Annotated in this window: 27 protein-coding genes; 16 read left to right on the top strand and 11 right to left on the bottom strand. The window is 67.7% G+C overall.

The window, feature by feature from the left end; translation table 11 throughout:
* Positions 1-158 precede the first annotated feature (158 nt).
* Together MJO58_RS25505 and MJO58_RS25500 are read left to right on the top strand one after the other, a co-directional pair.
* Entirely contained in the window at positions 159-428 is a 270-nt protein-coding gene (locus tag MJO58_RS25505; protein WP_239721376.1) for a hypothetical protein, read from the top strand.
* A 78-nt stretch (positions 429-506) separates the two neighbouring features.
* Positions 507-869 (top strand): DUF3060 domain-containing protein, encoded by a 363-nt coding sequence (locus tag MJO58_RS25500; protein ID WP_239721375.1) that lies wholly within the window; start codon positions 507-509, stop codon positions 867-869.
* A gap of 11 nt (positions 870-880) precedes the next feature.
* Here the strand turns inward: MJO58_RS25500 and MJO58_RS25495 are convergent, their stop codons facing one another.
* Positions 881-2,689: a hypothetical protein gene (locus MJO58_RS25495; RefSeq protein ID WP_239721374.1), complete on the bottom strand. Its 1,809-nt coding sequence runs from the start codon at positions 2,687-2,689 to the stop codon at positions 881-883.
* Between MJO58_RS25495 and MJO58_RS25490 the strand changes: the two genes are divergently transcribed.
* Positions 2,655-3,599 carry a GDP-mannose 4,6-dehydratase gene (locus MJO58_RS25490; protein WP_239721373.1) on the top strand — a complete coding sequence of 315 codons (945 nt, stop codon included), beginning with the start codon at positions 2,655-2,657 and terminating at the stop codon, positions 3,597-3,599. The genes MJO58_RS25495 and MJO58_RS25490 overlap by 35 nt on opposite strands.
* Here the strand turns inward: MJO58_RS25490 and MJO58_RS25485 are convergent.
* Genes MJO58_RS25485 through MJO58_RS25475 form a run of 3 tightly spaced genes read right to left on the bottom strand, consistent with a single transcriptional unit; the run spans position 3,596 to position 5,992 of the window.
* On the bottom strand, positions 3,596-3,937 hold the full coding sequence (locus MJO58_RS25485) for a DUF2304 domain-containing protein (RefSeq protein WP_239721372.1): 342 nt from the start codon (positions 3,935-3,937) through the stop codon (positions 3,596-3,598). The two genes, MJO58_RS25490 and MJO58_RS25485, sit on opposite strands and share 4 nt — an antisense overlap.
* Entirely contained in the window at positions 3,934-4,635 is a 702-nt protein-coding gene (gene ppgS / locus MJO58_RS25480; RefSeq protein ID WP_090607424.1) for a polyprenyl-phospho-N-acetylgalactosaminyl synthase PpgS, read from the bottom strand. The genes MJO58_RS25485 and ppgS overlap by 4 nt, the downstream gene beginning before the upstream one ends.
* A gap of 13 nt (positions 4,636-4,648) precedes the next feature.
* Positions 4,649-5,992 carry a hypothetical protein gene (locus tag MJO58_RS25475; protein ID WP_239721371.1) on the bottom strand — a complete coding sequence of 448 codons (1,344 nt, stop codon included), beginning with the start codon at positions 5,990-5,992 and terminating at the stop codon, positions 4,649-4,651.
* Between the two features lie 56 nt (positions 5,993-6,048).
* Between MJO58_RS25475 and MJO58_RS25470 the strand changes: the two genes are divergently transcribed.
* Positions 6,049-7,122 carry a DUF475 domain-containing protein gene (locus MJO58_RS25470; RefSeq protein ID WP_239721370.1) on the top strand — a complete coding sequence of 358 codons (1,074 nt, stop codon included), beginning with the start codon at positions 6,049-6,051 and terminating at the stop codon, positions 7,120-7,122.
* 1 nt (position 7,123) lies between these two features.
* Here MJO58_RS25470 and MJO58_RS25465 read toward each other — a convergent pair whose 3' ends face one another.
* Positions 7,124-7,816: a hypothetical protein gene (locus tag MJO58_RS25465; protein ID WP_090607420.1), complete on the bottom strand. Its 693-nt coding sequence runs from the start codon at positions 7,814-7,816 to the stop codon at positions 7,124-7,126.
* A gap of 58 nt (positions 7,817-7,874) precedes the next feature.
* Positions 7,875-8,363 carry an inorganic diphosphatase gene (locus MJO58_RS25460; RefSeq protein ID WP_090607417.1) on the bottom strand — a complete coding sequence of 163 codons (489 nt, stop codon included), beginning with the start codon at positions 8,361-8,363 and terminating at the stop codon, positions 7,875-7,877.
* Between the two features lie 126 nt (positions 8,364-8,489).
* Here MJO58_RS25460 and dacB point away from each other — a divergent pair, with 126 nt between their 5' ends.
* Genes dacB through hpt form a run of 4 tightly spaced genes read left to right on the top strand, consistent with a single transcriptional unit; the run spans position 8,490 to position 12,521 of the window.
* Positions 8,490-9,875, top strand: coding sequence for a D-alanyl-D-alanine carboxypeptidase/D-alanyl-D-alanine endopeptidase (gene dacB, locus MJO58_RS25455; protein WP_090607415.1), 1,386 nt, complete (start codon positions 8,490-8,492; stop codon positions 9,873-9,875).
* Positions 9,872-10,918 carry a zinc-dependent metalloprotease gene (locus MJO58_RS25450; RefSeq protein WP_090609639.1) on the top strand — a complete coding sequence of 349 codons (1,047 nt, stop codon included), beginning with the start codon at positions 9,872-9,874 and terminating at the stop codon, positions 10,916-10,918. The genes dacB and MJO58_RS25450 overlap by 4 nt, the downstream gene beginning before the upstream one ends.
* Complete coding sequence (gene tilS, locus MJO58_RS25445; RefSeq protein ID WP_239721369.1) at positions 10,897-11,856, top strand: tRNA lysidine(34) synthetase TilS; 960 nt, start codon at positions 10,897-10,899, stop codon at positions 11,854-11,856. The genes MJO58_RS25450 and tilS overlap by 22 nt, the downstream gene beginning before the upstream one ends.
* An 11-nt stretch (positions 11,857-11,867) precedes the next feature.
* Complete coding sequence (gene hpt, locus MJO58_RS25440; RefSeq protein WP_090607410.1) at positions 11,868-12,521, top strand: hypoxanthine phosphoribosyltransferase; 654 nt, start codon at positions 11,868-11,870, stop codon at positions 12,519-12,521.
* 41 nt (positions 12,522-12,562) lie between these two features.
* On the opposite strand, the gene MJO58_RS25435 is transcribed toward hpt, so the two are convergent.
* The 5 genes from MJO58_RS25435 to MJO58_RS25415 form a co-directional block, all read right to left on the bottom strand.
* Positions 12,563-13,303: an SIMPL domain-containing protein gene (locus tag MJO58_RS25435; RefSeq protein WP_239721368.1), complete on the bottom strand. Its 741-nt coding sequence runs from the start codon at positions 13,301-13,303 to the stop codon at positions 12,563-12,565.
* A 72-nt stretch (positions 13,304-13,375) separates the two neighbouring features.
* A complete protein-coding gene (locus MJO58_RS25430) occupies positions 13,376-14,965 on the bottom strand; it encodes an HNH endonuclease signature motif containing protein (protein WP_239721367.1) in 1,590 nt (529 codons plus the stop codon).
* A gap of 61 nt (positions 14,966-15,026) precedes the next feature.
* Entirely contained in the window at positions 15,027-16,040 is a 1,014-nt protein-coding gene (locus MJO58_RS25425) for a zinc-binding dehydrogenase (RefSeq protein ID WP_239721366.1), read from the bottom strand.
* Positions 16,040-17,227 (bottom strand): LLM class flavin-dependent oxidoreductase, encoded by a 1,188-nt coding sequence (locus MJO58_RS25420; RefSeq protein ID WP_239721365.1) that lies wholly within the window; start codon positions 17,225-17,227, stop codon positions 16,040-16,042. Before MJO58_RS25420 ends, MJO58_RS25425 begins: the two co-directional genes overlap by 1 nt.
* Positions 17,224-18,192: an alpha/beta fold hydrolase gene (locus tag MJO58_RS25415; protein ID WP_239721364.1), complete on the bottom strand. Its 969-nt coding sequence runs from the start codon at positions 18,190-18,192 to the stop codon at positions 17,224-17,226. Before MJO58_RS25415 ends, MJO58_RS25420 begins: the two co-directional genes overlap by 4 nt.
* A gap of 93 nt (positions 18,193-18,285) precedes the next feature.
* Between MJO58_RS25415 and MJO58_RS25410 the strand changes: the two genes are divergently transcribed.
* The 8 genes from MJO58_RS25410 (at position 18,286) to MJO58_RS25375 (ending at position 25,884) form a co-directional block, all read left to right on the top strand.
* A complete protein-coding gene (locus tag MJO58_RS25410; RefSeq protein WP_090607400.1) occupies positions 18,286-18,702 on the top strand; it encodes a VOC family protein in 417 nt (138 codons plus the stop codon).
* A 362-nt stretch (positions 18,703-19,064) separates the two neighbouring features.
* A complete protein-coding gene (gene ftsH / locus MJO58_RS25405) occupies positions 19,065-21,440 on the top strand; it encodes an ATP-dependent zinc metalloprotease FtsH (RefSeq protein WP_239721363.1) in 2,376 nt (791 codons plus the stop codon).
* Positions 21,441-21,455: 15 nt separating this feature from the next.
* On the top strand, positions 21,456-22,064 hold the full coding sequence (folE, locus tag MJO58_RS25400; protein ID WP_090607394.1) for a GTP cyclohydrolase I FolE: 609 nt from the start codon (positions 21,456-21,458) through the stop codon (positions 22,062-22,064).
* Positions 22,061-22,903: a dihydropteroate synthase gene (gene folP / locus MJO58_RS25395; RefSeq protein ID WP_090607392.1), complete on the top strand. Its 843-nt coding sequence runs from the start codon at positions 22,061-22,063 to the stop codon at positions 22,901-22,903. The genes folE and folP overlap by 4 nt, the downstream gene beginning before the upstream one ends.
* Positions 22,896-23,294, top strand: coding sequence for a dihydroneopterin aldolase (gene folB, locus MJO58_RS25390; RefSeq protein WP_090607388.1), 399 nt, complete (start codon positions 22,896-22,898; stop codon positions 23,292-23,294). Before folP ends, folB begins: the two co-directional genes overlap by 8 nt.
* Entirely contained in the window at positions 23,294-23,839 is a 546-nt protein-coding gene (gene folK, locus MJO58_RS25385) for a 2-amino-4-hydroxy-6-hydroxymethyldihydropteridine diphosphokinase (RefSeq protein WP_090607385.1), read from the top strand. The genes folB and folK overlap by 1 nt, the downstream gene beginning before the upstream one ends.
* Positions 23,839-24,315 carry a DUF3180 domain-containing protein gene (locus MJO58_RS25380; RefSeq protein ID WP_090607382.1) on the top strand — a complete coding sequence of 159 codons (477 nt, stop codon included), beginning with the start codon at positions 23,839-23,841 and terminating at the stop codon, positions 24,313-24,315. Before folK ends, MJO58_RS25380 begins: the two co-directional genes overlap by 1 nt.
* Positions 24,316-24,459: 144 nt before the next feature.
* The gene (locus MJO58_RS25375; protein WP_239721362.1) at positions 24,460-25,884 is read left to right on the top strand and encodes a DUF6779 domain-containing protein; all 1,425 of its coding nucleotides are present in this window, start codon (positions 24,460-24,462) and stop codon (positions 25,882-25,884) included.
* Positions 25,885-25,915: the final 31 nt, after the last annotated feature.

The following is a 25,915-nucleotide window of genomic DNA, read 5'->3' as shown; positions in this document are numbered from 1 at the left end:
GTCACCTATGTCGTGAACTCACACACCCCAGGCGGCTCCATCACCCCACCGTGAGTTGGGTCACCATCAGCCCTCATTGGGGCAGCCTCCGGGTCGCTGCGGCGTTGCGTAATGCAGTCGCTCGATCAAAGAGCGGCACTATTTCGAGCGAGGCCGGCATGCTGCACGACAACCAATCCCGTTACCCGATCGGTGAGGCCGGGTGGATCGCGGCGGGAATCATCCTGCTGCTGGCCTTCGGCGATGTTCTGGTCGTACTCGCTCTCGCCTTGGTGATCGCGGGCGTGATTGCCGCGGTCTGGAGCTATCGCCAAGTGCATCGTGAGCAGCACGACGGCGACTTGGCTCCGGTGACTCGGCTACGCCCGGCGCCGGCGGTTCACCGGCACCCGGTGGCCACGCCGATCCAGGGGCCCAGCGCCGCGTAGGCGCGGCGCCTTTAAAACCCCAGCGGTTTAAATCCTCGTCCGCGCCGGTGGCCGGTGACAGGGTTGACCATGCTTCGCGTGCTGATCGTGGGTATGGTGTTTTCTGGAATTGCTTCTGGCCCAAGCTATATCGCCTTGACGAGTGGGTCGCCGGCCAACATCGACATCAGCTTCTCATTCGCGACCTATGAGTGTGGCAACCAATCGCCGATCAGGATCGTGGGCGAGGACTCGACGATCACCTTGACCGGGTCGTGCGGCGAGGTCGATGTCAGCGGTGTCGCCAACACGGTGAACCTGCAAACCGTGGCCGCCATCTTGGCCACCGGCACCGGAAACCACATCACCTGGGAGAAAGCGCCAGGAGGTGGTATCCCGCAAATCAGGAACCCGGGGCGCAGCAACGACATTCGGGGACCAGGCGGCATCCAGATCAGCTAGTGCAGCGCAATTCAGGCCGGCGCCAAAAAGCCCACCGGGCCCGACGCAATGCACAGTGCCAGCGCGGTGGTGTTGGCGCGAACCATGATCGCGTCGCCGGCGCCCGGCACCCGGGCATAGACCCGGTTGAGTCCGGGGTGCACCGGAACCTTGACGCCGGGACCCTCCGGCAGCGAGACGGTCATCGAGCCGTCGCTGTTAGCCAGATAGTTGAATTCGACGGTCCAGTCGGCCGGCAGCAGTGGCCCGTCGAGCATCATGCGCGCCGGACTGTCCGGCTGGGCGAAATAGCCGCACCGCGGCATCGGTCCGGGTTTGATGGTTCGAATCCAGGTGACCCGGGCCGGGATCAGTCGGCCCGCACTGTCGAACATTCTCAATTGCGTTGTGGCCGTGGCGAATTCCGGTCTGTCGCGCAGTAAGGCGAACATGTGGCTGGCCAGGTTCTCCGGATAGGCGACCCGCTGCAGGATCAACGGATCGACCTCCTGATCTAGCAGCGGGGCGGTCGAATTCGTATGGGCCGCAGCTAAACTGGATTCTGCATTGCGCAGATAGCTCTGTGTTGGGTTGTCGCGCCAACTGGTCAGGAACGTCGCCGTTGAGCACAGGCTGCTGGCCACGAACAGCGCGGCCAAACCCGTCGTCACCACGGCCCGTCGCGCCGAGGTGTCCAGCCAGCGCGCACCCAGCGACCGGTTCGGTGCGCACAGCCCGACCGCGGCCAGCAGCGCCAGCACAACGACGAGATCCGGCAGATAGCGCAGGGTTTGGGCGAGCTCCAGCGCGGTGAGCTTCGACGAGCGCATCAGATAGATCGGCACCTGGCAGGCGACGGCGTAACCGGCGCCGGTCAGCCACACCGGGACGAGTCGTTGCTTGCGGACCAGCGACAGTGCCAGCACCGCGATCAGCACCAGCCAGCCCAGCGCCATCACCAGCGGCGGGGGAGTGGCCCACGGAGAGGCCGGTGCCCAGCGGTCCCAGTGCCACGGCCCGCCGGCCAGCCCCGGCACGATGCCGTGGGTGACGGACCGCGCCAGCAGATCCCCGGTCATCGCCAGGTCAGAACTCCATCGCTGCTGATTGACCACCGCGAGGTAGAGCGCCACCCAGGCGACCGTCAGGATCAGCGACGCGACCCACAGCCGCAGGCCGCCACGCCAGGCCGTCAGCAGCGCCGACCTGTCACCGCGCACGTGGCACAGCAGCACGGTCACGGCGAAGGCGACGAACGGGATCACCGCGGCCTTCTCGAAGAACAGCAACCCACCCAGATACACCAGCACGCCGGTCAGCGCGTAGCGCTGGTTGCCGGTGTGCACCAGCCGCACCGCGTCGGCGCACACCCAGGCCAGCGCCGCAAGCATCGGCAGCGAGTTCAGCGCCGCCGCCCACCACGCGAATCCCGGCACTCCCAACGGGGTGAACAGCGCGAACGTCAACGGGATCAGCAGCACGCGACGCCAGCCGAGGATCACGTACAGCGCGCGCAACAGCGCGAGCCAGGCCAGCAGCTGCAGCACCACCAGGCTGATCGCCGGCCCGGTCCAGTCCAACGGGGCCAGCCGGGTCAGCGCGCCCGCGATCAGAAACGCCGCCGGCATTACGTGGCCGTCGTGGTCGTCGAACAGGTACGACGGCGACAGCAGGCCCTCGGTTCCGGCCTTCCCGATCAGGATCAGGTCGTCCCAGTAGAAGTAGCCGCCGAAGGCCAGTACCGCGCGTATCACCAGCGCGACCACGATCAATACCGCCGCGGCCGCCCCTAGGTATGGTGGGCCGGTGCGCGCACTGGTCACCGGGGGAGCCGGATTCATCGGGTCGACGCTAGTCGACCGTCTACTGGCGGACGGCCACTCGGTGGTGAGCCTGGACAATTTCGCGTCGGGCAAGGCGCGCAACCTCGAGCACCTGGCCGACAATCCCCAACACGTCTTCATCGAGGCGGACATCGTGACCGCCGACCTCGAGGCGATTCTCGACCAGCACCGGCCCGAGGTGGTCTTCCACCTGGCCGCCCAGATCGACGTGCGCCGCTCGGTGGCCGAGCCGCAATTCGACGCCTCGGTCAACGTGATCGGCACGGTGCGGCTGGCCGAGGCGGCGCGCCGCACCGGCGTGCGCAAGATCGTGCACACCTCGTCGGGGGGATCCATCTACGGCACCCCGACGCAGTACCCGACGCCCGAGACCACGCCCACCGACCCGGCGTCGCCGTATGCCGCGGGCAAGGTGGCCGGCGAGATCTACCTGAACACCTTCCGGCACCTGTACGGCCTGGACTGCTCGCACATCGCGCCGGCCAACGTCTACGGCCCGCGCCAGGACCCGCACGGCGAGGCGGGCGTGGTGGCGATCTTCGCGCAGGCGCTGCTGTCGGGTAAGCCCACCAAGGTGTTCGGGGACGGCAGCAAGACCCGCGACTACGTGTTCGTCGACGACGTCGTGGACGCATTCGTCAAAGCCTCGGGTGAGGCCGGCAGCGCGCAGCGGTTCAACATCGGCACCGGAATTGAGACCTCCGACCGCAAGCTACACACGGCGGTCGCCAAAGCCGTTGGCGGACCGGACGATCCGGACTTCCATCCGGATCGCCTCGGCGATCTGCGGCGGTCGTGCCTCGATATCAGCTCAGCGGCAAGGGTTTTGGGCTGGCGTCCGCAGGTCGAACTCGAAGAAGGCGTGCGTCGCACGGTCGAGTTCTTCCGGCAGGCTCACACCGGCTAGCGCGGCTCCGGCGCCTGGGCGCCCTCCAGCGCGACGGCCCGGGCCAGGCGCGCATAGCGCAACTCCAAGTCCTTGAACCGCATATACGTGCTCAGTGTGGTGAAACTGAACGCCATGATCAGCGCGTAGAGCATCAGGTCGGTGCCGCGGCGCACCCCGAACCAGTGCGCGACCACGGTGGTGTCGTCGGGCCGCAACACGGCGTAGATGCCGCCCAGCACAAAGAAGATGTAGCCGACCTTGACCCAGGCCTTCGAGCGCGAGCTGCGCCGCGACCGCAGCAGGTAGATCAACAGCACGATGATCGACCCGATCAGCAGCACCTGGATCCAGTTCATCTCGGAATCCTTCCTCGCAGGAACCCATCGAAAATGATGTTGACGCCGTTGAGTAGCGGCTGGCCCTTCGACTTCGAGTAGTCGGTGTAGAGCACCTCAACAGGCTGTTCGACTACGCGCCAATGGTTTTCGTCGACTAGCATGATGAATTCGTTGGCGTGGCTCATCCCGCTCATCGTGATGTTCAGCCCGTCGGCCACCGTCTTGTTGAATACCCGCAGTCCGTTGTTGGTGTCGGTCAGGCCGAGCCGGCGACCGCGCGGGCTCAACCGCGCCGCTGTCTGCAGCACGATCCGTTTCACTAACGGCGGCCGGCTGCTCTTTAGCCCGCCGAAGCGCGTCCCGATGACGATGTCCACGTCTTCGGCGATGAGCCGGTCGACCATCGTGCACACATCCTTGACGCGATGCTGCCCGTCGGCGTCGAACGTCGCGAAGATCCGCGCACCGGGCTGGCGGCGGGCGTACTCGACGCCGGTCTGGATGGCCGCGCCCTGCCCCAAATTGACCGGATGGCGCACCAGATGAGCCCCGGCCTTCCGGGCGATCTCACCGGTGCCGTCGGCGCTGCCGTCGTCGACGCAGACGACGTGGTCGAAAACGGAGCGGACATCGGCGACCACCTCGCCGATGACCGTGGCTTCGTTGAAGGCGGGAATCACGATCCAGACGCCCTGGTAATCCGTTTCGATGTTCACAGGGTAGCCAGGATCAGCCGGTTAGGCGTCCGGCGCGCGCCAGGGCCACCAGGTGTACGCCGATTCCCACCAGCGGACCGCACAGCAGCGCGACCACGGTCCGGGTCCCCAGCGGCAGCGGCAGCAGTAGCAGCAGGCCCGAGGCCGCCGTGGCCCCGACCCACCCCAGCGCGTAGGCGCGATGCAACGCGGCGGCCACGGCCGCGGCGCCGGTCAGCGTCAGCATCGCGATCGACAACGCCGCACCGGTCAGCCACGCCAACAGCGCGCTGCTGGCGTCGTAGGAGGCACCGAAGGCGGCGCGCAGCAGCCATGGCCCCACCAGGCCGGCCGCCAGCACCCCGACGGCGCCGATGCCGGCGATGATCGCCGCCGGTGCGAGCAGCGCCCGCAGCCGGTCGCTACGCGCGTCCACGAAGTGCGCGATCAGGTTGCCCTGCATGGCCGTCAACGGCACCAGCAGCGGCGCGCGGGTCAACGTGACGGCCAGGATGATCACACCGCCTTGTGCCCCAAGGTGATTCGACGTCAGCTTGAGCAGCACCGGGAATCCCATCACCAGGATCGCGCTGGCGCCGGCGGCGGTGATCGAGTGCGCGGTGCCGCGCAGGAACGTCGCGGTGTTGCCGGGTGTCAGGAGCCGGGCCGCCGCGCGGGCGGTGGGCGAGGTCGCCAGGACTACCAGCCAGGCCACCGCGCCGGCCACCGTCGCCCACAGGAAGCCGGTCAAACCCCAGCCGAGCACCACCGTGGCCACCGCGATCGCCACGCGCATGACCGCGTCGGTCACCATCAGTGCGCCGTACTGGGTCCATTGATCGGTGCCGGCCAGCATGCCGAGCAGGGTGGCGTGCAGGCAAAACCCGGCCAGACCGACGGACAACAGCGCCACCGACAACCAGCGCTGCTCGGCGAACACCCGTCCACCCCACAGCGGCGAACTGCCCGCGATCAGGACGGCCGCCGCGACACCGACCATCGCCGCGACGCGCAGCGGGTGGTTGCGGAATTCGGGCCCCGGCAATGCCTCGACGTAGCGGGTGGCGCGGACCTCGCGGGTGGTTTCTTGCAGCAGCCCGAAGGCGGCGCCGGTGACCAGACCGAACGCCCCCCAGAACACCCCGAACACCGAGAAGCCGCTCGGCGCCAGGTCACGAGCCGCCAGATAGATCACCGCGTAGCCGCACACCGCGGTCAGTGCGGTCGCGGCACCGACCCGGGCCATGCTGCTACGTGCCACCGGTCCCGGGGATGCTCCCGTTGACCCGGCAGCGCCCAGTGGGGACGCCGCACCGCCGACTTCGGTCATCGGCGCGGCGCTTTCGGCATTGGAAAATAGTAAGTGCGCCGTCGCCATGGCTGGCGGTGGCGACCACCTTCGCCTTAATGTGAGCGGCTGTCTAGGAAGGACCCATGGCCGCCGCTCGCATCTTCGGGATCTCGCTGTTGGTCACGTTGGCGGCCCTGGCGCTCGGATATGCCCACGGCGGGCTCAACGCCCTGTTTCTTCTGGTGGCCCTGGGCGTCCTCGAGGTGTCGCTGTCCTTCGACAACGCGATCATCAACGCCACGGTGCTCAAGCGGATGAGCCCGTTCTGGCGACAGATGTTTCTCACGATCGGGATTCTGGTCGCCGTGTTCGGTATGCGGCTGGTGTTCCCGCTGCTCATCGTGTGGGCGACCGCGGGCCTCGACCCGGTTCGCGCGATGCACCTGGCGCTCAATCCGCCCCCGCACGGCACACTGGAATTCCCGGACGGCTCGCCCGGCTACGAGAAGCTGGTGCTGTCGGCCCACCCGCAGATCGCGGCTTTCGGCGGAATATTTCTGTTGATGCTGTTCCTGGATTTCGTCGTGTACGACCGAGATATCAAGTGGCTCAAGTGGATTGAAGTCCCCTTCGCCCGGATAGGCCGTCTCGCCGAGGTTTCGGTGGTAGCCACCGTCATCGTGTTGGTGCTGGTCGGCACGCAGTTGACCCATTCCGGCGACGAGTGCGCGACGGTGCTGACGGCCGGGCTGCTGGGCCTGGTGACGTATCTGATCGTCAACGGGTTGAGCACGGCGTTCCGGCCGCCCGACGTCGACAGCGCCGAGGCATCCGCGCCGGCCGTGGCAGTGGGCAAGGCCGGCCTGATGTTGTTTCTTTACCTCGAGGTGCTCGACGCCGCCTTCTCGTTCGACGGCGTCACCGGTGCCTTTGCCATCACATCGGACCCCATCGTCATCGCCCTGGGCCTGGGGTTGATCGGCTCGATGTTCGTCCGGTCGATCACGGTCTACCTGGTTCAGCAGCAGACGCTGGACCGCTACGTGTACCTGGAACACGGCGCGCACTGGGCGATCGGCGCGCTGTCGGTGATCATGCTGCTGTCGATCGAGCCGCGCTATGAAATCCCCGAGGTCGCCACCGCCTCCGTCGGCGTGATCTTCATCGGGGCGGCGTTCGGATGGAGCGTGCTGCGCATCAGGCGCGACGCCGCCTGAGTCACGCCTCGATCTGTCCGGCGATGCGGCGTTCGATGCTGGCCCGCGCGGGCGCCGGCAGCACGATGAGCCCGTCGAGTTCCTTGCCGGCTCGCGCGTAGGCAATCTGGCGTTCCTCGCGCGTGGCCCCCTCGTCCTGCGCCAGATGTAGCAGGTTCTGGGCGCGGGCCAGCCGCTGTTGTTCGTCTTCGGAGAAATCGCTGCGGCGGCGGCGAATTGCCTCGGCCTCGGCGATCTCGAATGCGCTGATGTACTCGTGGACGCCGTCGCGGTAGTCCAGGTACGCCGACCGGTCGCCGGCGAAGTCCTCAGGCCGCTCCGGCCGCAGCAGGTCCGCACGCCGCTTGGCCTTGTGGAACGCGATGGTCAGCGGATCGCGCATGTTCGTCATCAGCGGGAAATCCAGCAGCTTGGCGATGTCGACCTCGTACTCCAGCCACCGCGCGTCCGTACGGTCATGTGCGGCAAGCAGTTTCGTGAGATCCCGGCGGGCGTTCTCCTCGTCGCCGCGGGCCCGACCGGACGCCTGGGCGACAGCGATCTTGGCCTGCTGTTTGAGCCGGTACCGTTCCAGCCGCCGCTGCGCCCGGCGCTCGTTGGCGGCGGCCACCGCCCGCACGCCGGTTCCGATCGCACCTGCGAACGGGAAGATCAGCCACCAGAAGTTCGCGGCGAAATGCAGTACCGGGGTCACCTCGCCAGGATGCCACCGAGATTCGGTGCGCGGGGTGGGCGCAATTACGCCTGCAGCGTTAGTGCCCGCCTTCTTTGAACCGGGCGAAGGAGCGCTCGACCTCTGCCTCGGCTTCGGCGCGACCGACCCAGTCCGCCGCCTTGACGTACTTGCCCGGCTCCAAAGCCTTGTACTGCGAGAAGAAGTGCTTGATCACGTCCAGCTGGTAGGACGCAACGTCGCCGATGTCCTGGATGTGATCCCAGCGGTGGTCGCCGGCCGGAACACACAGCACCTTGTCGTCACCGCCGGCCTCGTCGACCATCTTGAACATCCCCACCGGCCGCGCCTCGACCAGCACGCCGGGGAACACCGACTCGGGAAGCAACAGCAGCACGTCCAGCGGGTCGCCGTCCTCGCCCAGGGTGTTCTCGATGAAGCCGTAGTCGGTCGGGTAGACCATCGACGTGTACAGGTAGCGGTCCAGCTTGACCCGCCCCGTCTCGTGATCGACCTCGTACTTGTTCCGCTGGCCTTTCGGGATCTCGATGACCACGTCGAATTGCACTGTCTGACGCTCCTTTGAAGAGAAGTAAGTCTGGGTGGACCCGGGTAGATCGGTTCGTCGCGGATCACCCTAGTCGAGCGTGTCGCGGCAGATTCGGCAGAATAGGACCAAACAGTCAGGAGAGTGATGGGTCGTACTCGCTGGCGGAAATCCACCCAGGTGTTCATTGGATTGGCCGTGCTGGCGTTCGTCGCCGCCGTGGTGGCCGCGGCAACCTTCTTCACCTCGGGTGGGCATGGCGGCGGCGGCGCACACGTTGCGGTACCGCCGCCGCGGGCACCGGTCGTGAAGCCGGGCATGGTGCCCGTCGCCGACACCGCCGAGACGCCCTCGGCCGGTGCGCTGGCGGCCGTGCTGGCCCCGGTGGCCGCCGACCCCAACCTCGGCCGGCTTGGCGGCCGGATCACCGATGCCCTCACCGGCAAGGAGCTTTGGCAGGTCGCCGCCGACGTGCCCCTGGTGCCGGCGTCGACCAACAAGGTCCTGTCGGCGGCGGCGGCGTTGCTGACGCTGGATCGTCAGGCCCGCATCAGCACCCGGGTGGTGGCCGGCAGTCCGAACGCCCAGGGGCCGATCGTGCTGGTGGGTGCCGGTGATCCGACGCTGTCGGCGGCACCGCGCGACGTGCCGACCTGGTACCGCGGCGCGCCACGCATCAGCGACCTGGTGGAGCAGATTCATCGCAGCGGCATGACGCCGACGACCGTGCAGGTGGACATCTCGGCGTTCACCGGCCCGACGATGGCGCAGGGCTGGGATCCCGCCGACATCGACAACGGCGACATCGCCCCGATCGAGTCGGTGATGATCGACGCCGGACGCATTCAGCCCAGCACCGTCAACTCCCGGCGGTCCAAGACCCCGGCGCTGGACGCCGGGCGTGAGCTGGCCAAGGCCCTGGGCCTGGATCCCGCCGCGGTGACGATCGCGTCGGCCCCGTCCGGGGCGCGCCAGCTGGCGGTCGTGCAATCGGCGCCGCTGGTCCAGCGGCTCGGCGAGATGATGGATCACTCCGACAACGTGCTGGCCGAATGTATCGCCCGCGAGGTGGCCGCGGCGATCAACCGGCCGCGCAGCTTCGCCGGCGCGGTCGACGCGGTGACCAACCGATTGAACACCGCGCACGTCGACACCACCGGCGCCATGCTGGTGGACTCCAGCGGGCTGTCGGTCGACGATCGGCTGACCGCCAAGACCCTCGACGGAACCGTGCAGGCCGCGGCGGGGCCGGACCAGCCGTCGCTGCGGGCGCTGCTGGATCTGCTGCCCATCGCCGGCGGCAGCGGGACACTGGCCGACCGCTTTCTTGACCAGGCCACGAATCTGGGGCCGGCCGGCTGGTTGCGCGCCAAGACCGGCTCGTTGACCGCGATCAACTCGCTGGTCGGAGTCGTCACCGACCGCAGCGGGCGGGTGCTGACCTTCGCGTTCATCTCCAACGCCGCCGGGCCCAACGGACGCAATGCGATGGACGCCCTGGCCACCCGGCTGTGGACCTGCGGGTGCACATGACCGCCCAACCCGACCTGACTCTTGGTACCGCCGTCGACTGGCGGTTCGCGGCGACGGTCGGCGCCCGGCTGGCCCGGCCCGGTCCGCCCGCCAGCGACTACACCCGCCGTCAGGCGATCGACGAGCTGGCGAGTTCGGCGACGAAAGCCGAACCACTCGTGCGCGACGTGACGGGCCTGGCCACCGAAGGCGAGGTGCCGGCGGCCCGCATCGTCGACCGCGGCGACTGGGTTCGCGCCGCGGCGGACTCGATGCGGGTGATGACGAACGGAACCGACCAGCCGCGTGGGTTTCTCACCGGCCGGCTCACCGGTGCGCAGACCGGTGCTGTGCTGGCGTTTGTCGCGTCGGGGATTCTCGGCCAGTACGACCCGTTCTTTGCCGACAAAGAGGGTTGCCTGCTGCTGGTGTATCCCAACGTGATCGCCGTGGAGCGCCAGCTGCGGGTCGACCCGGCCGATTTCCGGTTGTGGGTGTGCCTGCACGAAGTCACGCACCGGGTGCAGTTCACCGCCAACCGCTGGCTGCCGCACTACATGTCGGACGCGCTGGCGTTGTTGACCCGCGACGCGGGTGACGACTTCGGACAGGTGGCGGGCCGGCTGGCCGAGTACGTACGCAACCGCGGTCTCGGCGCGCCCGACGCTTCCGCGTCGGGGATCGTCGGCCTGGTGCGCGCCGTTCAGTCCGAGCCCCAGCGCCAGGCGCTCGATCAACTGCTGGTGCTGGGCACCTTGCTGGAGGGCCACGCTGACCACGTGATGGATGCGGTCGGCCCCAAGGCGGTGCCGTCGGTGGCGACCATCCGCGGCCGATTCGACGATCGCCGTCATCGCAAGCCGCCGCCGCTGCAACGCCTGATGCGCGCCCTGCTGGGCTTGGACGCCAAGCTCAACCAGTACACCCGCGGTAAGGCCTTCGTCGACCACGTGGTGGGCCGGGTCGGGATGGAGCGGTTCAACACCGTGTGGTCCGGCCCCGAAACGCTGCCGCTGCCCGCCGAGATCGAAGACCCCCAGCGATGGATCGACAGGGTCCTGTAGGGCAGCTGTACGCGGCTGTCGAGGCGTTCGCGAAGACCTATCTGGCCACCGCGGACCAATGGGGTGTGGCGCTGTCGGGCGGGCCGGATTCGCTGGCGCTCACGGCGGTCGCGGCCCAGCTGCGGCCCACCACGGCGCTGATTGTCGACCACGGTTTGCAGCCCGAGTCGGCCGCCGTCGCCGAAACCGCGCGCAACCAAGCCATCGCGTTGGGATGCGTTGACGCACAAGTTATTTGCGTACAGGTGGGCAATGACGGGGGCCCCGAGGCCGCGGCGCGCGCGGCACGCTACGCCGCGTTGAGCGCTTACCAGCTCGGGCCGGTGCTGCTGGCGCATACCCTCGACGATCAGGCCGAGACGGTGTTGCTCGGGCTGGGCCGTGGCTCCGGAGCGCGCTCGATCGCCGGGATGCGACCGCACGATCCGCCCTGGTGCCGGCCGCTGCTGGCGGTCCGGCGGGCCACCACGCATGCCGCATGCCGCGAGCTGGGCCTGACCGCGTGGCAGGACCCGCACAACAGCGACCGCCGCTTCACCCGGTCCCGGCTGCGACACGAGGTGATGCCGCTGCTCGAGGACGTGCTCGGCGGCGGGGTGGCCGAGGCGCTGGCCCGCACCGCGACGGCGTTGCGGGAGGACACCGAGTTCATCGACACGCTGGCGGCTCAGGCGCTGCCCGGCGTACAGGCGGACCACGGCCTGCGGGCCGAGGCGCTGGCGACGTTGGCCGACCCGGTGCGGCGCCGGGTGATCCGGGGCTGGCTGCTGGCCGGCGGGGCTACCGGGCTGACCGACAAGCAGATCCGCGGGGTGGACGCGCTGGTTACCGCGTGGCGCGGGCAGGGCGGGGTGGCGGTCGGCTCGGATTTGCGCGGCGAGCGATTGATCGCGGGACGTCGCGACGGCATGCTCGCGTTGCGGCGTGAGCCTGTGTAAATGGCCGCAAATTGTCGTCGCCGTTGGTTGTTCGGCCGCTGACATGGCACGCTGTGGGCGTGGCCCAGACCTCCTCGGCGATAACCCCCGAGCAGCCCGTGGACCTGTACCCGGGGGATATCAAGTCTGTGCTGCTCACGACCGAGCAGATCCAGGCCCGCATCGGCGAGCTCGGCGGCCAGATCGGCACCGACTACCGCGAGTCGGTCACCCAGACCGGGGAGGACCTGCTGCTGATCACCGTCCTCAAGGGCGCGGTGATCTTTGTCACCGACCTGGCTCGCGCGATCCCGGTGCCCACGCAATTCGAATTCATGGCCGTCAGCTCCTACGGGTCCTCGACGTCGTCGTCGGGCGTGGTGCGCATCCTCAAGGACCTGGACCGCGATATCAACGATCGCGACGTGCTGATCGTCGAGGACGTCGTCGACTCCGGTCTGACCCTGTCCTGGTTGCTGCGCAACCTCAAGACCCGTCACCCCCGCTCGCTGCGGGTGTGCACGCTGCTGCGCAAGCCCGACGCGGTCCGGGCCAACGCCGAGATCGCCTACGTCGGCTTCGACATCCCCAACGACTTCGTGGTCGGCTACGGCCTGGACTACGACGAGCGCTACCGCGACCTGTCCTACATCGGAACCCTGGACCCCCGGGTCTACGAGCAGTAGCTAGCGGCGATCGCAAGCGGGTCGCCGCCATCAGGCGAGAGCTAATCCAGCTCCCACGCCGCGGTCACCGAGAAGCTCACCGTCTGCTGACCCGGCTCCAGCGGCACCGGGGTGGCCATGGCTTTGGGCGGTGCCGATGGGGCCCCGGCCACCGGTGCACCCCCGGTCGACTCCGAGATGGACAGCACCTTGCCCAGCCGCAGCCCGGACAGCTGGGCGTACTGGTCGGCACGGTTCTTGGCGTCGTTGAAGGCGCGCGCCCGGGCATCCTTGACCAGCTGCGAGTCGTCGGCGATCGAATAGCTGACCGAACTGATCCGGGTGGCGTCGCCGCCGGTGCTGACGATCAGCGCCAGCATTCGTGACGCGGCATCGGTCGGGTGGATCTTGACTTGGATGGCGTTGGTGGCGCGGTAGCCGGTGATCGTGGACTCGGGACCGCCGTATTGCGGCTGCAGCGTCACCTGGGTGGTGCTGATGTCCTTGCGGTCGAGACCGGCACCGACGAGCGCGTTGATGACGGCTTGCTGGCGATCGTTGGTCTGGTTCATCGCCGAGGTGACGTCGGGTGCGCTGAATTCGATGCCGACGTCGGCGGTCAACGTGTCCGGGACGCCCTGCACTTGTCCGGATCCCACCACGGTGACCTGACGAGGATTCGCTCCCGGTGCGGGTGTCGCATTGTGGGCATCACACGCCGACACCGTGGCGATGGCCAGGGCGGCAGTGGCCGCGGCAATCGAGTAGCGGACGATACTTGCAGCGCGGTGTTCGATCGCCATGCCTGGCACCCTAGCTGTTTTGCGACTGCTGCCCTGACGAGCAGGTGATGCGGAGGCCCTGCACCCAAGCTTTTAGAAGGGCGGGTCGTCCGGCAGGGGCGGGAAGATCGGAACGTCAGGAGCCCAGTCCGCGGGCAATTCTTCTGGCTCTCGGGGATCATTGATCCACGTGCAGAAGGGGCTGGTACTCGCCGCGCCCTTGAAGGCAAACAGCATGTTGCGCGCGTGATTTCGAAACTGTCGAGCCGCGATCTCCTGCTTTCTGGCCTGCGCAAGTTCTCGCCGCGCGGTGTTGGCCAAACGCTGCGTCCGATTGTGACCGCGCGCCTGGGCGATTCGTAAACTTCGTCGCTTGGACGCGTTGCGTTTGCGGGGCACGGGTGCGACACACGCGGGCCCGCGCGGCTGTGGAAAAAGGTCGCCGCCGGCCGGGCTGGTTTTGTAAATGCGCCCGGTGGGCGATGTCCAGACGACGGTCCCGTCGGTCAGTTGAGCATCGTGCCAGGCACCGAAAGTCTTGAGTCGATGATGTTGGCGGCAAAGGCATTTGAGGTTAACCGCCGTGGTCAGTCCGCCGGTCGCCGGGTTCTCGTGGTTGAACGGGACGGTGTGGTCGATATCGCAAATACTGGCGGGCCGACTACATCCGGGAAAGCGGCAGGTGAGATCCCGGCAGCGGATCGCCCGTTCGAGCGCCGCCGGCGGTTGATAACGCAGCGCCTCGTGCGCGCTGGTCAGCGGATCAGCGACGAGCAGGTGGGCCGCCGTCGCCAACTCACGAATCTGCTCCGCGTCGAGGAGTCCATACCCTTCCAGGTAGCCGGGCTGCGCGCCGTTGGCCAGGACGGTTTGCTCGCTGGCGACAACGTTGATCACCACCCGTGCGCTGCCTCGATCGCATTCGACGGCTTCGTCGGGTGCTCCGGCGGTGCAACCCGATTGCCCGCAAGCGCACCGGAGGCGGTGGCCCTGGGCCAGCGCGGCGAGCGCATCAGCGCGGCGTTGATCGAACGTCCGAGGGTCCGCCGGACACACCTGCTTGGCAAGTTCGCCGAGTCGGCGATCAAAGGTTGCCGCGGCCGCGGCTGCGACCGTGCCGTAGACCTCGGACATCCCGTTGCCGAGGGGATTGATGCCGATGTGCCGTTCGTCTTCGGCGGCGGCACGGCGCTCACGGGCGGCATCCGGATCGATGGCGCGAACCGTGGCATCGACGGTGTTGACGATGCGCTGCCTCGACCAGCTGTGCCAGTTGCCGATGCGGGCAGCCAGTGACTGGTCGAGCCGGGCGGCCAGCTCAGCGTCGGTGACCAGATCGGTGCGTCTGATGATCAATTGCACAGTGCGCCAATCGGTTTGCCCTTCAGCAAGGAGGGCCGCGATCTGAGGCAGTCTGGTGTGCAGGGCATCGGCATCCGATACCAGGTAACTGGCCGCCAAAGGAGACAGGTTCATAGCGGCGGCCACCTCGGCCGAGGTCTGCTCGAATCCGTCGATCACCGCGTATCCGTGGTGAGCGTCGGTGCGCTCGGTCGCGGCGAGTCGGTGCCGCAGTAAGGCCGCGACGGCTGCGAGCCGGCGCGCAACCAGCGTCGACTCCTGCCGATGCGTGGATTCGACGACCTCGATCAACGCGGCCGGATCCAGAGTGCTATCGAACATACATTCGATAATATCCGGAACATCCGACAAGTCTGCCGGGTCCGGCGCGTCGCCCGAGCGCCTACGGCGTGACGAGAATCTTGCAGTGCCGCTCGGGGTCGGCGAGGTCGTCGAAGGCCGCGCCAACCCCGTCCAGATCCACCTCGCCGGTGATCAACGGGCTGACGTCGATCTCGCCCTCGGCCAGCGAGCGCAGCGACTCGGCGAATTCCTCGGGGCCGTAGGCCAAACAGAATTGCACGTTGATCTCTTTGGCAATCGCGAAGAAAGGATGGAAGGTGTCGGCCTCCATGCACACTCCGGCGACGACCAGCCGGGTGCCCGCCCGCGCCCGCAAGAGCACGTCGTCGATGATTCCCGGTATACCAATCGCCTCGAACACTACGGCGGGCTTGACCGTGTCGAATGGCGAACCTTGCGCGGCATCCGGCGTCTGATGTGCGCCCATCGTGGCGGCAAGCTCTCTGCGTTTGGGTGAAAAGTCGGACGCCACAATATTTTCCACGCCGCGTGCCCGCAGGGATGCGATGATCGCGATGCCGATCGGGCCGCAGCCCAGCACCAGAGCGGTCTCGCCCGGCTCGATGTTCGACTTGTTGACGGCGTGTAGCCCGACCGCCATCGGTTCGGTCAGGGCGGCATGCTTGGGGTCCAGGCCATTGGGGATCGGTAGCAGCAGCGCAGCGGAGAGCAGCATCCGTTCGGCATAGCCGCCGATGGTGTGGTTGCTGTAGACGATGGGTTCTACGCCCTTGGCGGACAACAACACCGGAATCGACGTGACGAGGGAACCGGCCGGCTGGGTGTCAGTGTCGGGTCCGGCTTCGAGCACCTCGGCGCTGAATTCGTGGCCCATGAAGATGTCGCGCCTCAGGTCGACGTTCATGGCGCCCGCGCCGCGCGCGACCCGTTCGGTCATCTCCATCACCCGTTCGCCGTGCTTGGCGAAATGCAGGTCGGAGCCGCAGATTCCGCAGGCCTTGATGGCCACCAGCACCTGACCGGATTCGGGTACCGGGTCCGCAACGTCGTCTCGATAGACCATCCGGCCGTCGCGCAGCACCGAGGCGCGCATCAGTTCGCCGCGCCTTCGTGCTCACCGACGTGCTCGGTGATGGCTTTCACGACGGCCTCGCCGGCGCGGCCGATCAATTGGTCGCGATGATCTTTGGCCCAGTCGTGCGAGGCCCGCGACGCCGCCAGCTGTCCCTTGAAGTGCGGAATCACCTTGCGGGCCATCAGGTCATAGGAGTGGTAGGTCGCTTCGGGCGAGGCCCAGTCATGACCGAGCATCAGCAGCGTCCCGAAGCCGCCCGACCGCTCCAGCAGGTCCTCGATGTGTGCGATCGCTTCGTCGGGTGTGCCGATACAGCAATTCCCTTTGGCCGCATAGTCTTCGACGAACTCGTAAGGGGTCTGCGTACCCTCAACGGTGTTGGCGAGTGGTACGAACCCCGCGGCGCCGAAGTAGTTCGCGAAATCCTGCAGCCCATAAGTACAGTCGTTGATCGCCTGTTCGCGGGTGTCGGCGATGTGCATAATGGACAGCACCCGCCAGTCGGCCCGATTAGGTTCGTCCCGACCGACTTTGGCGGCTTGCTCGCGTACCACGTCCCAGGTGGTTTCCAGCGCGGCGAAACCGCCGGGCACCGACATCGACAGCGACAACAGCGAGGTGCCCAGCGCGCCGGCCAGGCGTGGTCCGGACGGCGAAATCATTGCTGCCGTGGATATTTCGGGATGAGGCCAGGTGTACGGGCGGATGTGCAGCTGTGCGTCGCGCAACGTGAACCAGTCGGTGTGACGGTCGATGCGCTCGGTAGGTCCGGCGCGGAACAGCGCCAGGATCGCCTCGAGCGACTCCTGCATCATGTGTCGCTGATCGACCGGATCGATGCCCATCATGTAGGCATCCGACGGCAGCGCCCCGGGGCCGGTGCCGAACATCACCCGGCCGCGGGTCAAGTGATCCAGCAGCACCCAGCGGTCGGCCACCATCAGCGGATGGTGGTAGGGCAGTGAGACGACACCGGTGCCCAGCCGGATGTGCTTGGTCCGCTCCGCGGCGGCCGCGATGAACACCTCTGGGCAGGCGATCAACTCGTAGCCACCCGAGTGGTGTTCGCCGAACCAGGCCTCGTCGAATCCCAGGCGGTCCAGGGCAACGACCCGTTCCATGTCGTATTCCAGTGCGACCGTGGGTGATTGGCCGATCGGGTGAAACGGTGTGATGAAGACGCCGAAACGAAGCGGTGCGTTCACCGCAGCTCCAATCCATTGAGAAATTCCAGCAATGCGGTGTTGACCTCGTCGGGCCGCTCCTGTTGCAGCCAGTGGCCGGCACCCTCGATCATCAGCTGTTGGTAGGGCCCCGAGACGATCTCGGCGGCGCGGTCGGCACGGGTGAAGGCGAGCACGGGATCGGCTGTGCCGCCGATGAACAGGCACGGCACCGAGATCTTCGCGTCGGCGAGGTCGGCGGTGAGCTCCCAGTTGCGGTCGAAATTGCGATACCAGTTCAGGCCGCCGGTGAATCCGGTGCGGGAGAATTCGGCGATGTAGTGATCGAGTTCGTCCTGGCTGATCCAATCCGGCAGCGCATCGGGCTCGGGAAGGCGATCGATGAAGCCCTCCGGGCCCGGTGCCACCATCCGCAGTCCTGCGGCCTTGTCGCCGTCTGTCCGCAGGCCGCCCATCAGCCGGCGAATCGCGCGGGCGGGATCGCTGTTGAGTTCGGCGTCGGCGACGCCTGGCTCCTGGAAATACAGGATGTAGAAGAAGTTCTCGCCAAATGTCTTGCGCCAGGCCTGTGTCGGCGCCACGTGCGACCGTGGCGTAGCCGGCACGCTCAGCGCGGCGACGGCGGCGACCCGGGCGGGATGCAGCAGCGGTGCGTGCCACACCACGGGGGCGCCCCAGTCGTGGCCGACCCAGACGGCGCGCTCGGCACCGACGTCGTCGAGCAGGCCGACGATGTCGGTCGTCAGCTCGCGGATGTTGTAGGCCTCGATCGCATCGGGCCGAGAAGAGCCGCCGTACCCGCGCTGGTCGGGTGCCAGCACGTGATAGCCGGCCTCGGCGAGCACCGGAATCTGGTGTCGCCAGGAGTAGGCCAATTCAGGGAAGCCGTGAGCCAAGACCACCACCGGCGCACCGCGGTCGCCGGCTTCGACGACTCGCAGTTGCACCCCGTTGGTCTCTACTAACCGTTCGGTTGATGTGGGCACCAACACACCAAATCACAACCCCTCTGGCCTGAGAAGTATTCAGCGGGATTGAAGGCCGTTCATATCGCGGCGGGTTCTGGTTCCCTTAGAGGCGTGAGGCGGCTGGACCACATCGTGTTGTGGACGAAGAATGTTCGGGCATCGATGGACTTCTATACGGACGTGATCGGGCTGACGCCGGTGCGGTTCGACGAGTTCGCCGCCGGAGAAGCGCCGTTTCCGAGCGTGCGGGTGTGCGAGGACTCGATCATCGACCTGATGCCGGCGGCCGGCATTGACGCGACCGACGTGCTGACCAAGGTCGCGGGCAGCGCCGGCCACCCGGTCAACCACGTCTGCCTGGCGATGTCGCGGCCCGAATACGAGGCCCTGGATCGGCGGCTGCAGGCCGCCGGAGTGGACACCAGCGCCCGCCTCGACCGCAGCTATGGAGCCCGGGGATGGGCGCCGCACATTTACTACTTCTCCGATCCGGACGGCAACGTGATCGAAGCCCGCTATTACGACTGATCGCTTAACCGAGCGCACCAGCGGTGTCATGCCAGTGTGGCTTCTCCTAATGCGAGGCGTCCCCGAGCTCAATTTGCGGCGCTCTCGTTCCTATCGGGAACCGTCGCTCGTTGAATAGACGTTGAATGGACCGGGTGGCGGCAACGCTGCACTGCGGTTAACCGGAGCTGGCAATCGCCGCTGTAGACGATGGTGGCGATCTGCTGCACTGCGGTTAACCGGAGCTGGCAATCGCCGCTGCAGACGATGGTGGCGATCTGCTGCACTGCGGTTAACCGGAGCTGGCAATCGCCACAGAGGTAACCTGAACTTTTCCAGCTGCGTGTATCGGGGAAGGACCTGGCCGAAACGGCCGATGATTGATGAACCGGAAAAACGTGATTCGCACAGTCACGGCGGTCGCTGTAGTGGTGCTGCTCGGCTGGTCGTTCTTCTACTTCAGCGATGACACCCGCGGATACAAGCCTGTCGACACCTCGGTGGCGATGTCGCAGATCAGTGGCGACAACGTCAAGAGCGCGCAGATCGACGACCGTGAGCAACAACTGCGGTTGACCCTGAAGAAGGGCAACAACGACACCGACAACTCCGACAAAGTCATCACCAAGTACCCCAACGGCTACGCCGTGGACCTGTTCAACGCGCTGAACGCGAAGAACGCCAAGGTCAGCACCGTCGTCAACGAGGGCAGCATTCTCGGCGAGCTGCTGGTTTACGTGCTGCCGCTGCTGCTGCTGGTCGGGCTGTTCGTGATGTTCTCGCGCATGCAGGGCGGCGCCCGGATGGGCTTCGGCTTCGGCAAATCGCGTGCCAAGCAGCTCTCCAAGGACATGCCGAAGACCACCTTCGCCGACGTTGCCGGCGTCGACGAGGCGGTCGAGGAGCTCTACGAGATCAAGGACTTTCTGCAGAACCCGGCGCGCTATCAGGCGCTGGGCGCCAAGATCCCCAAGGGCGTGCTGCTCTACGGGCCGCCGGGAACCGGCAAGACGTTGCTGGCCCGCGCCGTGGCCGGTGAGGCCGGGGTGCCGTTCTTCACCATCTCGGGCTCCGATTTCGTCGAGATGTTCGTCGGTGTCGGCGCCTCCCGGGTGCGCGACCTGTTCGAGCAGGCCAAGCAGAACAGCCCGTGCATCATCTTCGTCGACGAGATCGACGCGGTGGGCCGCCAGCGCGGTGCCGGCCTGGGTGGTGGCCACGACGAGCGTGAGCAGACGCTCAACCAGTTGCTGGTCGAGATGGACGGCTTCGGCGAGCGCGCCGGCGTCATCCTGATCGCCGCGACCAACCGGCCCGACATCCTCGACCCCGCGCTGCTGCGCCCCGGCCGTTTCGACCGGCAGATCCCGGTGTCCAATCCCGACCTCGCGGGCCGGCGTGCGGTCCTGGCCGTGCACTCCAAGGGCAAGCCGGTCGCTCCCGACGCCGACCTCGAAGGGCTGGCCAAGCGGACCGTCGGCATGACCGGCGCGGACTTGGCCAACGTCATCAACGAGGCCGCGCTGCTGACCGCCCGGGAAAACGGCACCGTCATCACCGGGCCCGCCCTCGAGGAGGCGGTCGACCGGGTGATCGGCGGACCGCGCCGCAAGGGCCGGATCATCAGTGAGCACGAGAAGAAGATCACCGCCTACCACGAGGGCGGACACACCCTGGCCGCCTGGGCGATGCCCGACATCGACCCCGTCTACAAGGTGACGATCCTGGCGCGTGGGCGCACCGGCGGGCACGCCGTCGCGGTGCCCGAGGAGGACAAGGGTCTGCGCACCCGCTCGGAGATGATCGCGCAGCTGGTGTTCGCGATGGGTGGGCGGGCCGCCGAGGAACTGGTCTTTCGCGAGCCGACGACCGGCGCGGTGTCCGACATCGAGCAGGCCACCAAGACCGCGCGCGCGATGGTCACCGAATTCGGCATGAGCTCCAAGCTCGGCGCTGTCAAATACGGCTCCGAGCACGGCGACCCGTTCCTGGGCCGGACCATGGGCAACCAGGCGGATTACTCCCACGAGGTCGCCCGCGACATCGACGATGAAATCCGCAAGCTCATCGAGGCCGCGCACACCGAGGCCTGGGAAATCCTGACCGAATACCGCGATGTGCTCGACACGTTGGCCGGCGAGCTGCTGGAGAAAGAAACGCTGCACCGGCCCGAGCTGGAGAAGATCTTCGCCGACGTCGAAAAGCGGCCCCGGCTCACGGTGTTCGACGATTTCGGCGGCCGCATCCCGTCGGACAAGCCGCCGATCAAGACGCCCGGCGAGCTGGCGATCGAGCGCGGCGAGCCGTGGCCGCAACCGGTTCCCGAGCCGGCTTTCAAAGCCGCGATAGCGGCCGCCAGTCAGGCCGCCGAGGCCGCACGCGCGGAGGCCGACAGAAGAGCCCACGGCCCCAACGGTTCGCACGGAGGTCAGGGCACCGGCGATCGCGAGGGTTCGCCGCACCGTCCCACCCAGCCGGATTACGGTGCGCCGGCCGGCTGGTATGCGCCCGGATGGCCGCCGCCACCGCAGCAGCAGCAACCCCAGGGTCACTGGTATCCGCCTCCGCCGCAGCACTATTGGCCCCAACCGGCCCCGAGTTATCCGGGCCAGCCGAGCCGTGGCCAGGGCCAGGGTCAGCCGTCCTATCCGCCCTATCCCCCGTACCCTCCGCCGGCGCAGCCCAGCCCGGATCCGGCAAAATCTCCTGACCAACCGGATGAGGACGTGAGCCGGCCCAATCCGCCGGCCCGAGGCTGACGAACGGAGAATTCGATGGTGCTGCCGGATACCCGCGCCGCGCTGGATCGTGTACGGGCGTTCGACCAGGCACGCGCGGAGGCGGCAGTCCGCGAACTGTTGTACGCGATCGGCGAAGATCCCGATCGAGATGGGTTGCGGGACACTCCGGCCCGGGTGGCTCGCGCATACCGGGAGATCTTCTCCGGGCTCTACACCGACCCCTCCGATGTGCTCAACACCATGTTCGACGAAGAGCACGACGAGTTGGTGATCGTCAAGGAAATCCCGCTGTACTCCACGTGTGAGCATCACCTGGTCTCCTTCCACGGGGTCGCCCACGTCGGCTACATCCCCGGTCAGGACGGCAGGGTGACCGGGTTGTCGAAAATCGCGCGGCTGGTGGACCTTTACGCCAAGCGGCCGCAGGTCCAAGAGCGGCTCACCAGCCAGATCGCCGACGCCCTGGTGAACCGGCTCGGCCCGCGCGGGGTGATCGTCGTGGTGGAGGCCGAGCATCTGTGCATGGCGATGCGCGGTGTGCGCAAGCCCGGCGCCATCACCACCACTTCGGCGGTGCGCGGCCAATTCAAGACCGATGCCGCCTCACGAGCCGAAGCGCTCGACCTCATCCTGCGTAAGTGAGTTCGCCGCCTGTGCAGGTAGTCGGGGTGGTGAACGTCACTGACGACTCCTTCTCCGACGGCGGGCGCTACCTCTGCGTCGACAACGCCGTCGCGCACGGCCTGGCATTGGCGGCCGAAGGCGCGGCCATCGTCGACGTCGGCGGAGAGTCGACCCGGCCCGGAGCCACCCGGATCGATCCCCGCATCGAGAGCTCACGCGTCGTGCCGGTCGTCAAAGAGCTTGCGGCGCAAGGCATTACCGTCAGTATCGACACCATGCATGCGGAGGTCGCGCGCGCGGCGGTGCAGAACGGCGCGCGGATCGTCAACGACGTCTCCGGTGGACGCGCCGATCCCGCGATGGCGCCGCTGGTGGCCGAAGCCGGAGTGCGGTGGGTGTTGATGCACTGGCGCTCGGTCTCATCCGACCGTCCGCACGAGGCTCCGCACTATCGCGACGTGGTGGCCGAGGTGCGTTCGGAATTGCTGGCCAGCGTCGAGGACGCGGTGGCCGCCGGCGTCGATCCGGCGAAGCTGGTCATCGACCCGGGGCTCGGATTCGCTAAGACGGGGCAACACAATTGGGCGTTGCTGCATGCCTTGCCCGAGTTCGTGGCCACCGGAGTGCCGGTACTCCTGGGTGCCTCGCGGAAACGGTTCCTCGGTACGCTGTTGGCCGGATCGGATGGGTCGCCGCGACCGCCCGATGGGCGCGAAACGGCGACCGCGGTGATTTCCGCGCTGGCCGCCCTCTACGGGGCCTGGGGTGTGCGAGTGCACGACGTACGGGCCTCGGTCGACGCCCTCAAGGTCGTGGGTGCGTGGACCCACACGGAGCGGACTGAGAACGATGGCTGACCGAATCGAGTTGCGCGGCTTGGCAGTTCATGGCCAGCACGGAGTCTACGAATTCGAACGGGCAAGTGGACAGGAGTTCGTCGTCGACATCGTGGCCTGGATCGACCTGGTCGACGCCGCGGCCAGCGACGACTTGGCCGACACCTACGACTACGTCGCCCTGGCCGAGCGGGCCGCCGCGATCGTCGCCGGCCCTGCGCGCAACCTGATCGAGACGGTGGGTGGCGAGATTGCCGACGTCGTGATGGACGACGAACGCGTGCACGCCGTCGAGGTCACGGTGCACAAGCCGCACGCCCCGATCGATCAGCGGTTCGCCGACGTGGCGGTGGTGATACGGCGGTCGCGGCGCGCCGGGCGTGGTTCGGTAATTCCCGCGGGTGGCGTGTGATGACGCGCGTCGTACTGTCCATCGGCTCCAACCTCGGCGATCGGCTGGCGCGGCTGCAGTCGGTTGTGGACGGCCTCGGCGACGCGCTGCGGGCCGTCTCTCCGGTGTACGAGACCGCCCCGTGGGGGCGGGTGGAACAGGGGCCGTTCCTCAACGCGGTGCTCATCGCCGACGACCCGGCCCTCGACGGGCCGGGCTGGCTGCGCCGGGCGCAGGAGTTCGAACAGGCCGCGGGCCGGATTCGCGGCGAGCGTTGGGGCCCGCGCACCCTGGACGTGGACCTGATCGCGTGTCACACGGCCGACGGTGAAGTGCTCAGTCGCGAAAACAACCTGACCCTGCCGCATCCGCTGGCCCATCTGCGGGCCTTCGTGCTGGTGCCCTGGCTGGCCGTCGACCCGGATGCCGTGCTCACCGTCGCCGGCGGGCTCCGTCCTGTCGCCGAGCTGCTGGCCGAGCTCGACCCCGCCGATCGACAGGCCGTCCAGTTGTCGAGGAGCACGCTCGAACACTCGTGCCCGGCCGATCGAGAATCGAAGAGCTGATGGGTCCGACCAGAAAACGTGACCTGACGGCCGCGGTGGTCGGGGCTGCCTTTCTGGGGTATCTGCTGATCAAAGTGCTGTTTCGGTGGTTTCCGCCGATCACCGTGTGGACCGGGCTGTCGCTGCTCGTCGTCGCCATCGCCGAGGCGCTGTGGGCGCGTTACGTGCGAGCCAAGGTCAACGACGGGCAGATCGGTGACGGACCCGGCTGGTTGCACCCGCTTTCGGTGGCCCGCAGCGTGATGGTCGCGAAGGCGTCGGCCTGGGTGGGGGCCCTGGTGCTGGGTTGGTGGATCGGGATCCTGGTGTTTTTCCTGCCGCGGCGATCGTGGCTGCGGGTCGCCGCGGAGGACACCACCGGAACGGTGGTGGCGGCCGTCAGCGCGCTGGCGCTGTTGGTCGCCGCGCTGTGGTTGCAGCATTGCTGCAAATCCCCACCGGATCCGACCGACCACGCCGAGAGGGCGGAAGGCTAGGGCGCCCGCCGAGGTTGCGGACCGCCGCCGCGGCCGGCCAGAACTACGGGCTGATTAACAGCGATGAATCAACGAATTAACCCAGGTGAGAATCGCCGGAGTAGCGCGACACGCTCAGTGACGTCGCACAGGTACAGTCAGGCCATGACCGTTCTGTCCCGCGGCGCCCGCGTACGGCGCGGCGGCCGCAGGCCGGGGTGGGTGCTCTTGACGACGTTGCTGGTCCTCGCAATAGGGGCCAGTTCCGCACTGGTTTTCACCAATCGCGTGGAACTGCTCAAGCTCGCAGTGATCCTGGCGCTGTGGGCCGCGGTCGCCGGTGCCTTCGTGTCGGTGCTGTACCGCCGGCAAAGCGACGCCGATCAGTCGCGGGTGCGTGACCTGAAGCTGGTCTACGACCTGCAGCTGGACCGGGAGATCTCGGCCCGCCGCGAGTACGAGCTGACCGTCGAGTCCCAGCTGCGTCGCGAGCTGGCCTCCGAGATACGCGCCCAGGCCGCCGACGATCTGGCCGCGCTGCGTGCGGAAGTCTCCGCGCTGCGGACCAGTCTGGAAATCCTGTTCGACACCGATCTCGAGCAGCGGCCCGCGCTGGAGACCATGGAGACCGACACGCCGCCCGCCCGCGCCTACAGCGACTGGGACCGCAATGGTGAAGGAGCGAGTGTCGATTGGGTCACCAGCGATCGCGTCACCTCGGTCCGCGAGGGAGCTTCGGTCGGCTCGGACGAACCCCGCACCGACGAATCCGCGATCATCGACGTGCCCGAAGAACCGCTGCTTCCGCCCCGCTCGCGGGAGCGGGCCCGGTTCCAATACGAGAGTCAGCGAGAGGCGTATTACCCACCGCCGCAGCAGGTCCAGTATCCCGAGGCCCCGCCGTATGTGCCGCCGCAGGAGGTCCCGTTCGCGCCTCCGCCGATGCCCGCCGCGGCGGAGCCCGAGCAGCGGCGATTCGAGTCCCAGCACTGGCAGCCGGTACCGCCCCCGGAGCCCACGCCTGGTTTGGCGCCGGACTGGCAGCCGGTCAACGCCGACGGGCTCTGGCTGCCTCCGGGTGCGGCGGGCAGAAGCTGGGCCGGGGCCGATGGGCCCGAGGCACCCGCTGCCGCGTCGTCGGGCCGTCGCCGGCGTCGGCACGCCGACCCCGAGGGGCAGTTCGACGGCCCGCCGTCATCGACCGATCCGCCGGCGCAGGCGGGCGATTCCGGCCGTAGGGCGCGCTCGCGCCACTCCGCGGAGTACCGCGACTACAGCGTCCGGAACTTCATCCCGACAAGCGAGCCCGCCGCGCCGCCTGCCGCCGCGACCGCGCCGTCCCCGCACCCCAGCCACGTTCCGAACGACCCCGTGCCGAACGACCACGCCCCGAACGATGGCGCGCCGCCACCCCCGCGACTGGCTCCCGCGCCACACCTGGAGCCGGCCCCGCGCCACCTGGGTCCGGACGAGGCGTCGGACAGCGGCGGCGAAGTCCCGCAAACCGGTGGCCAGTCGGTTGCCGACCTGCTGGCACGGCTGCAGGTGCAGCCATCCGGCGGTGGCCGGCGTCGTCGCCGGGATGGCTGAGCCGGGACATACCTCACATTGGGGCAGCGAC

Source organism: Mycobacterium lentiflavum (assembly GCF_022374895.2).
Lineage (GTDB): Bacteria > Actinomycetota > Actinomycetes > Mycobacteriales > Mycobacteriaceae > Mycobacterium > Mycobacterium lentiflavum.
The sequence above is the reverse complement of the archived record's forward strand: the minus strand, read 5'-3'. Positions and strand labels throughout refer to the sequence as shown.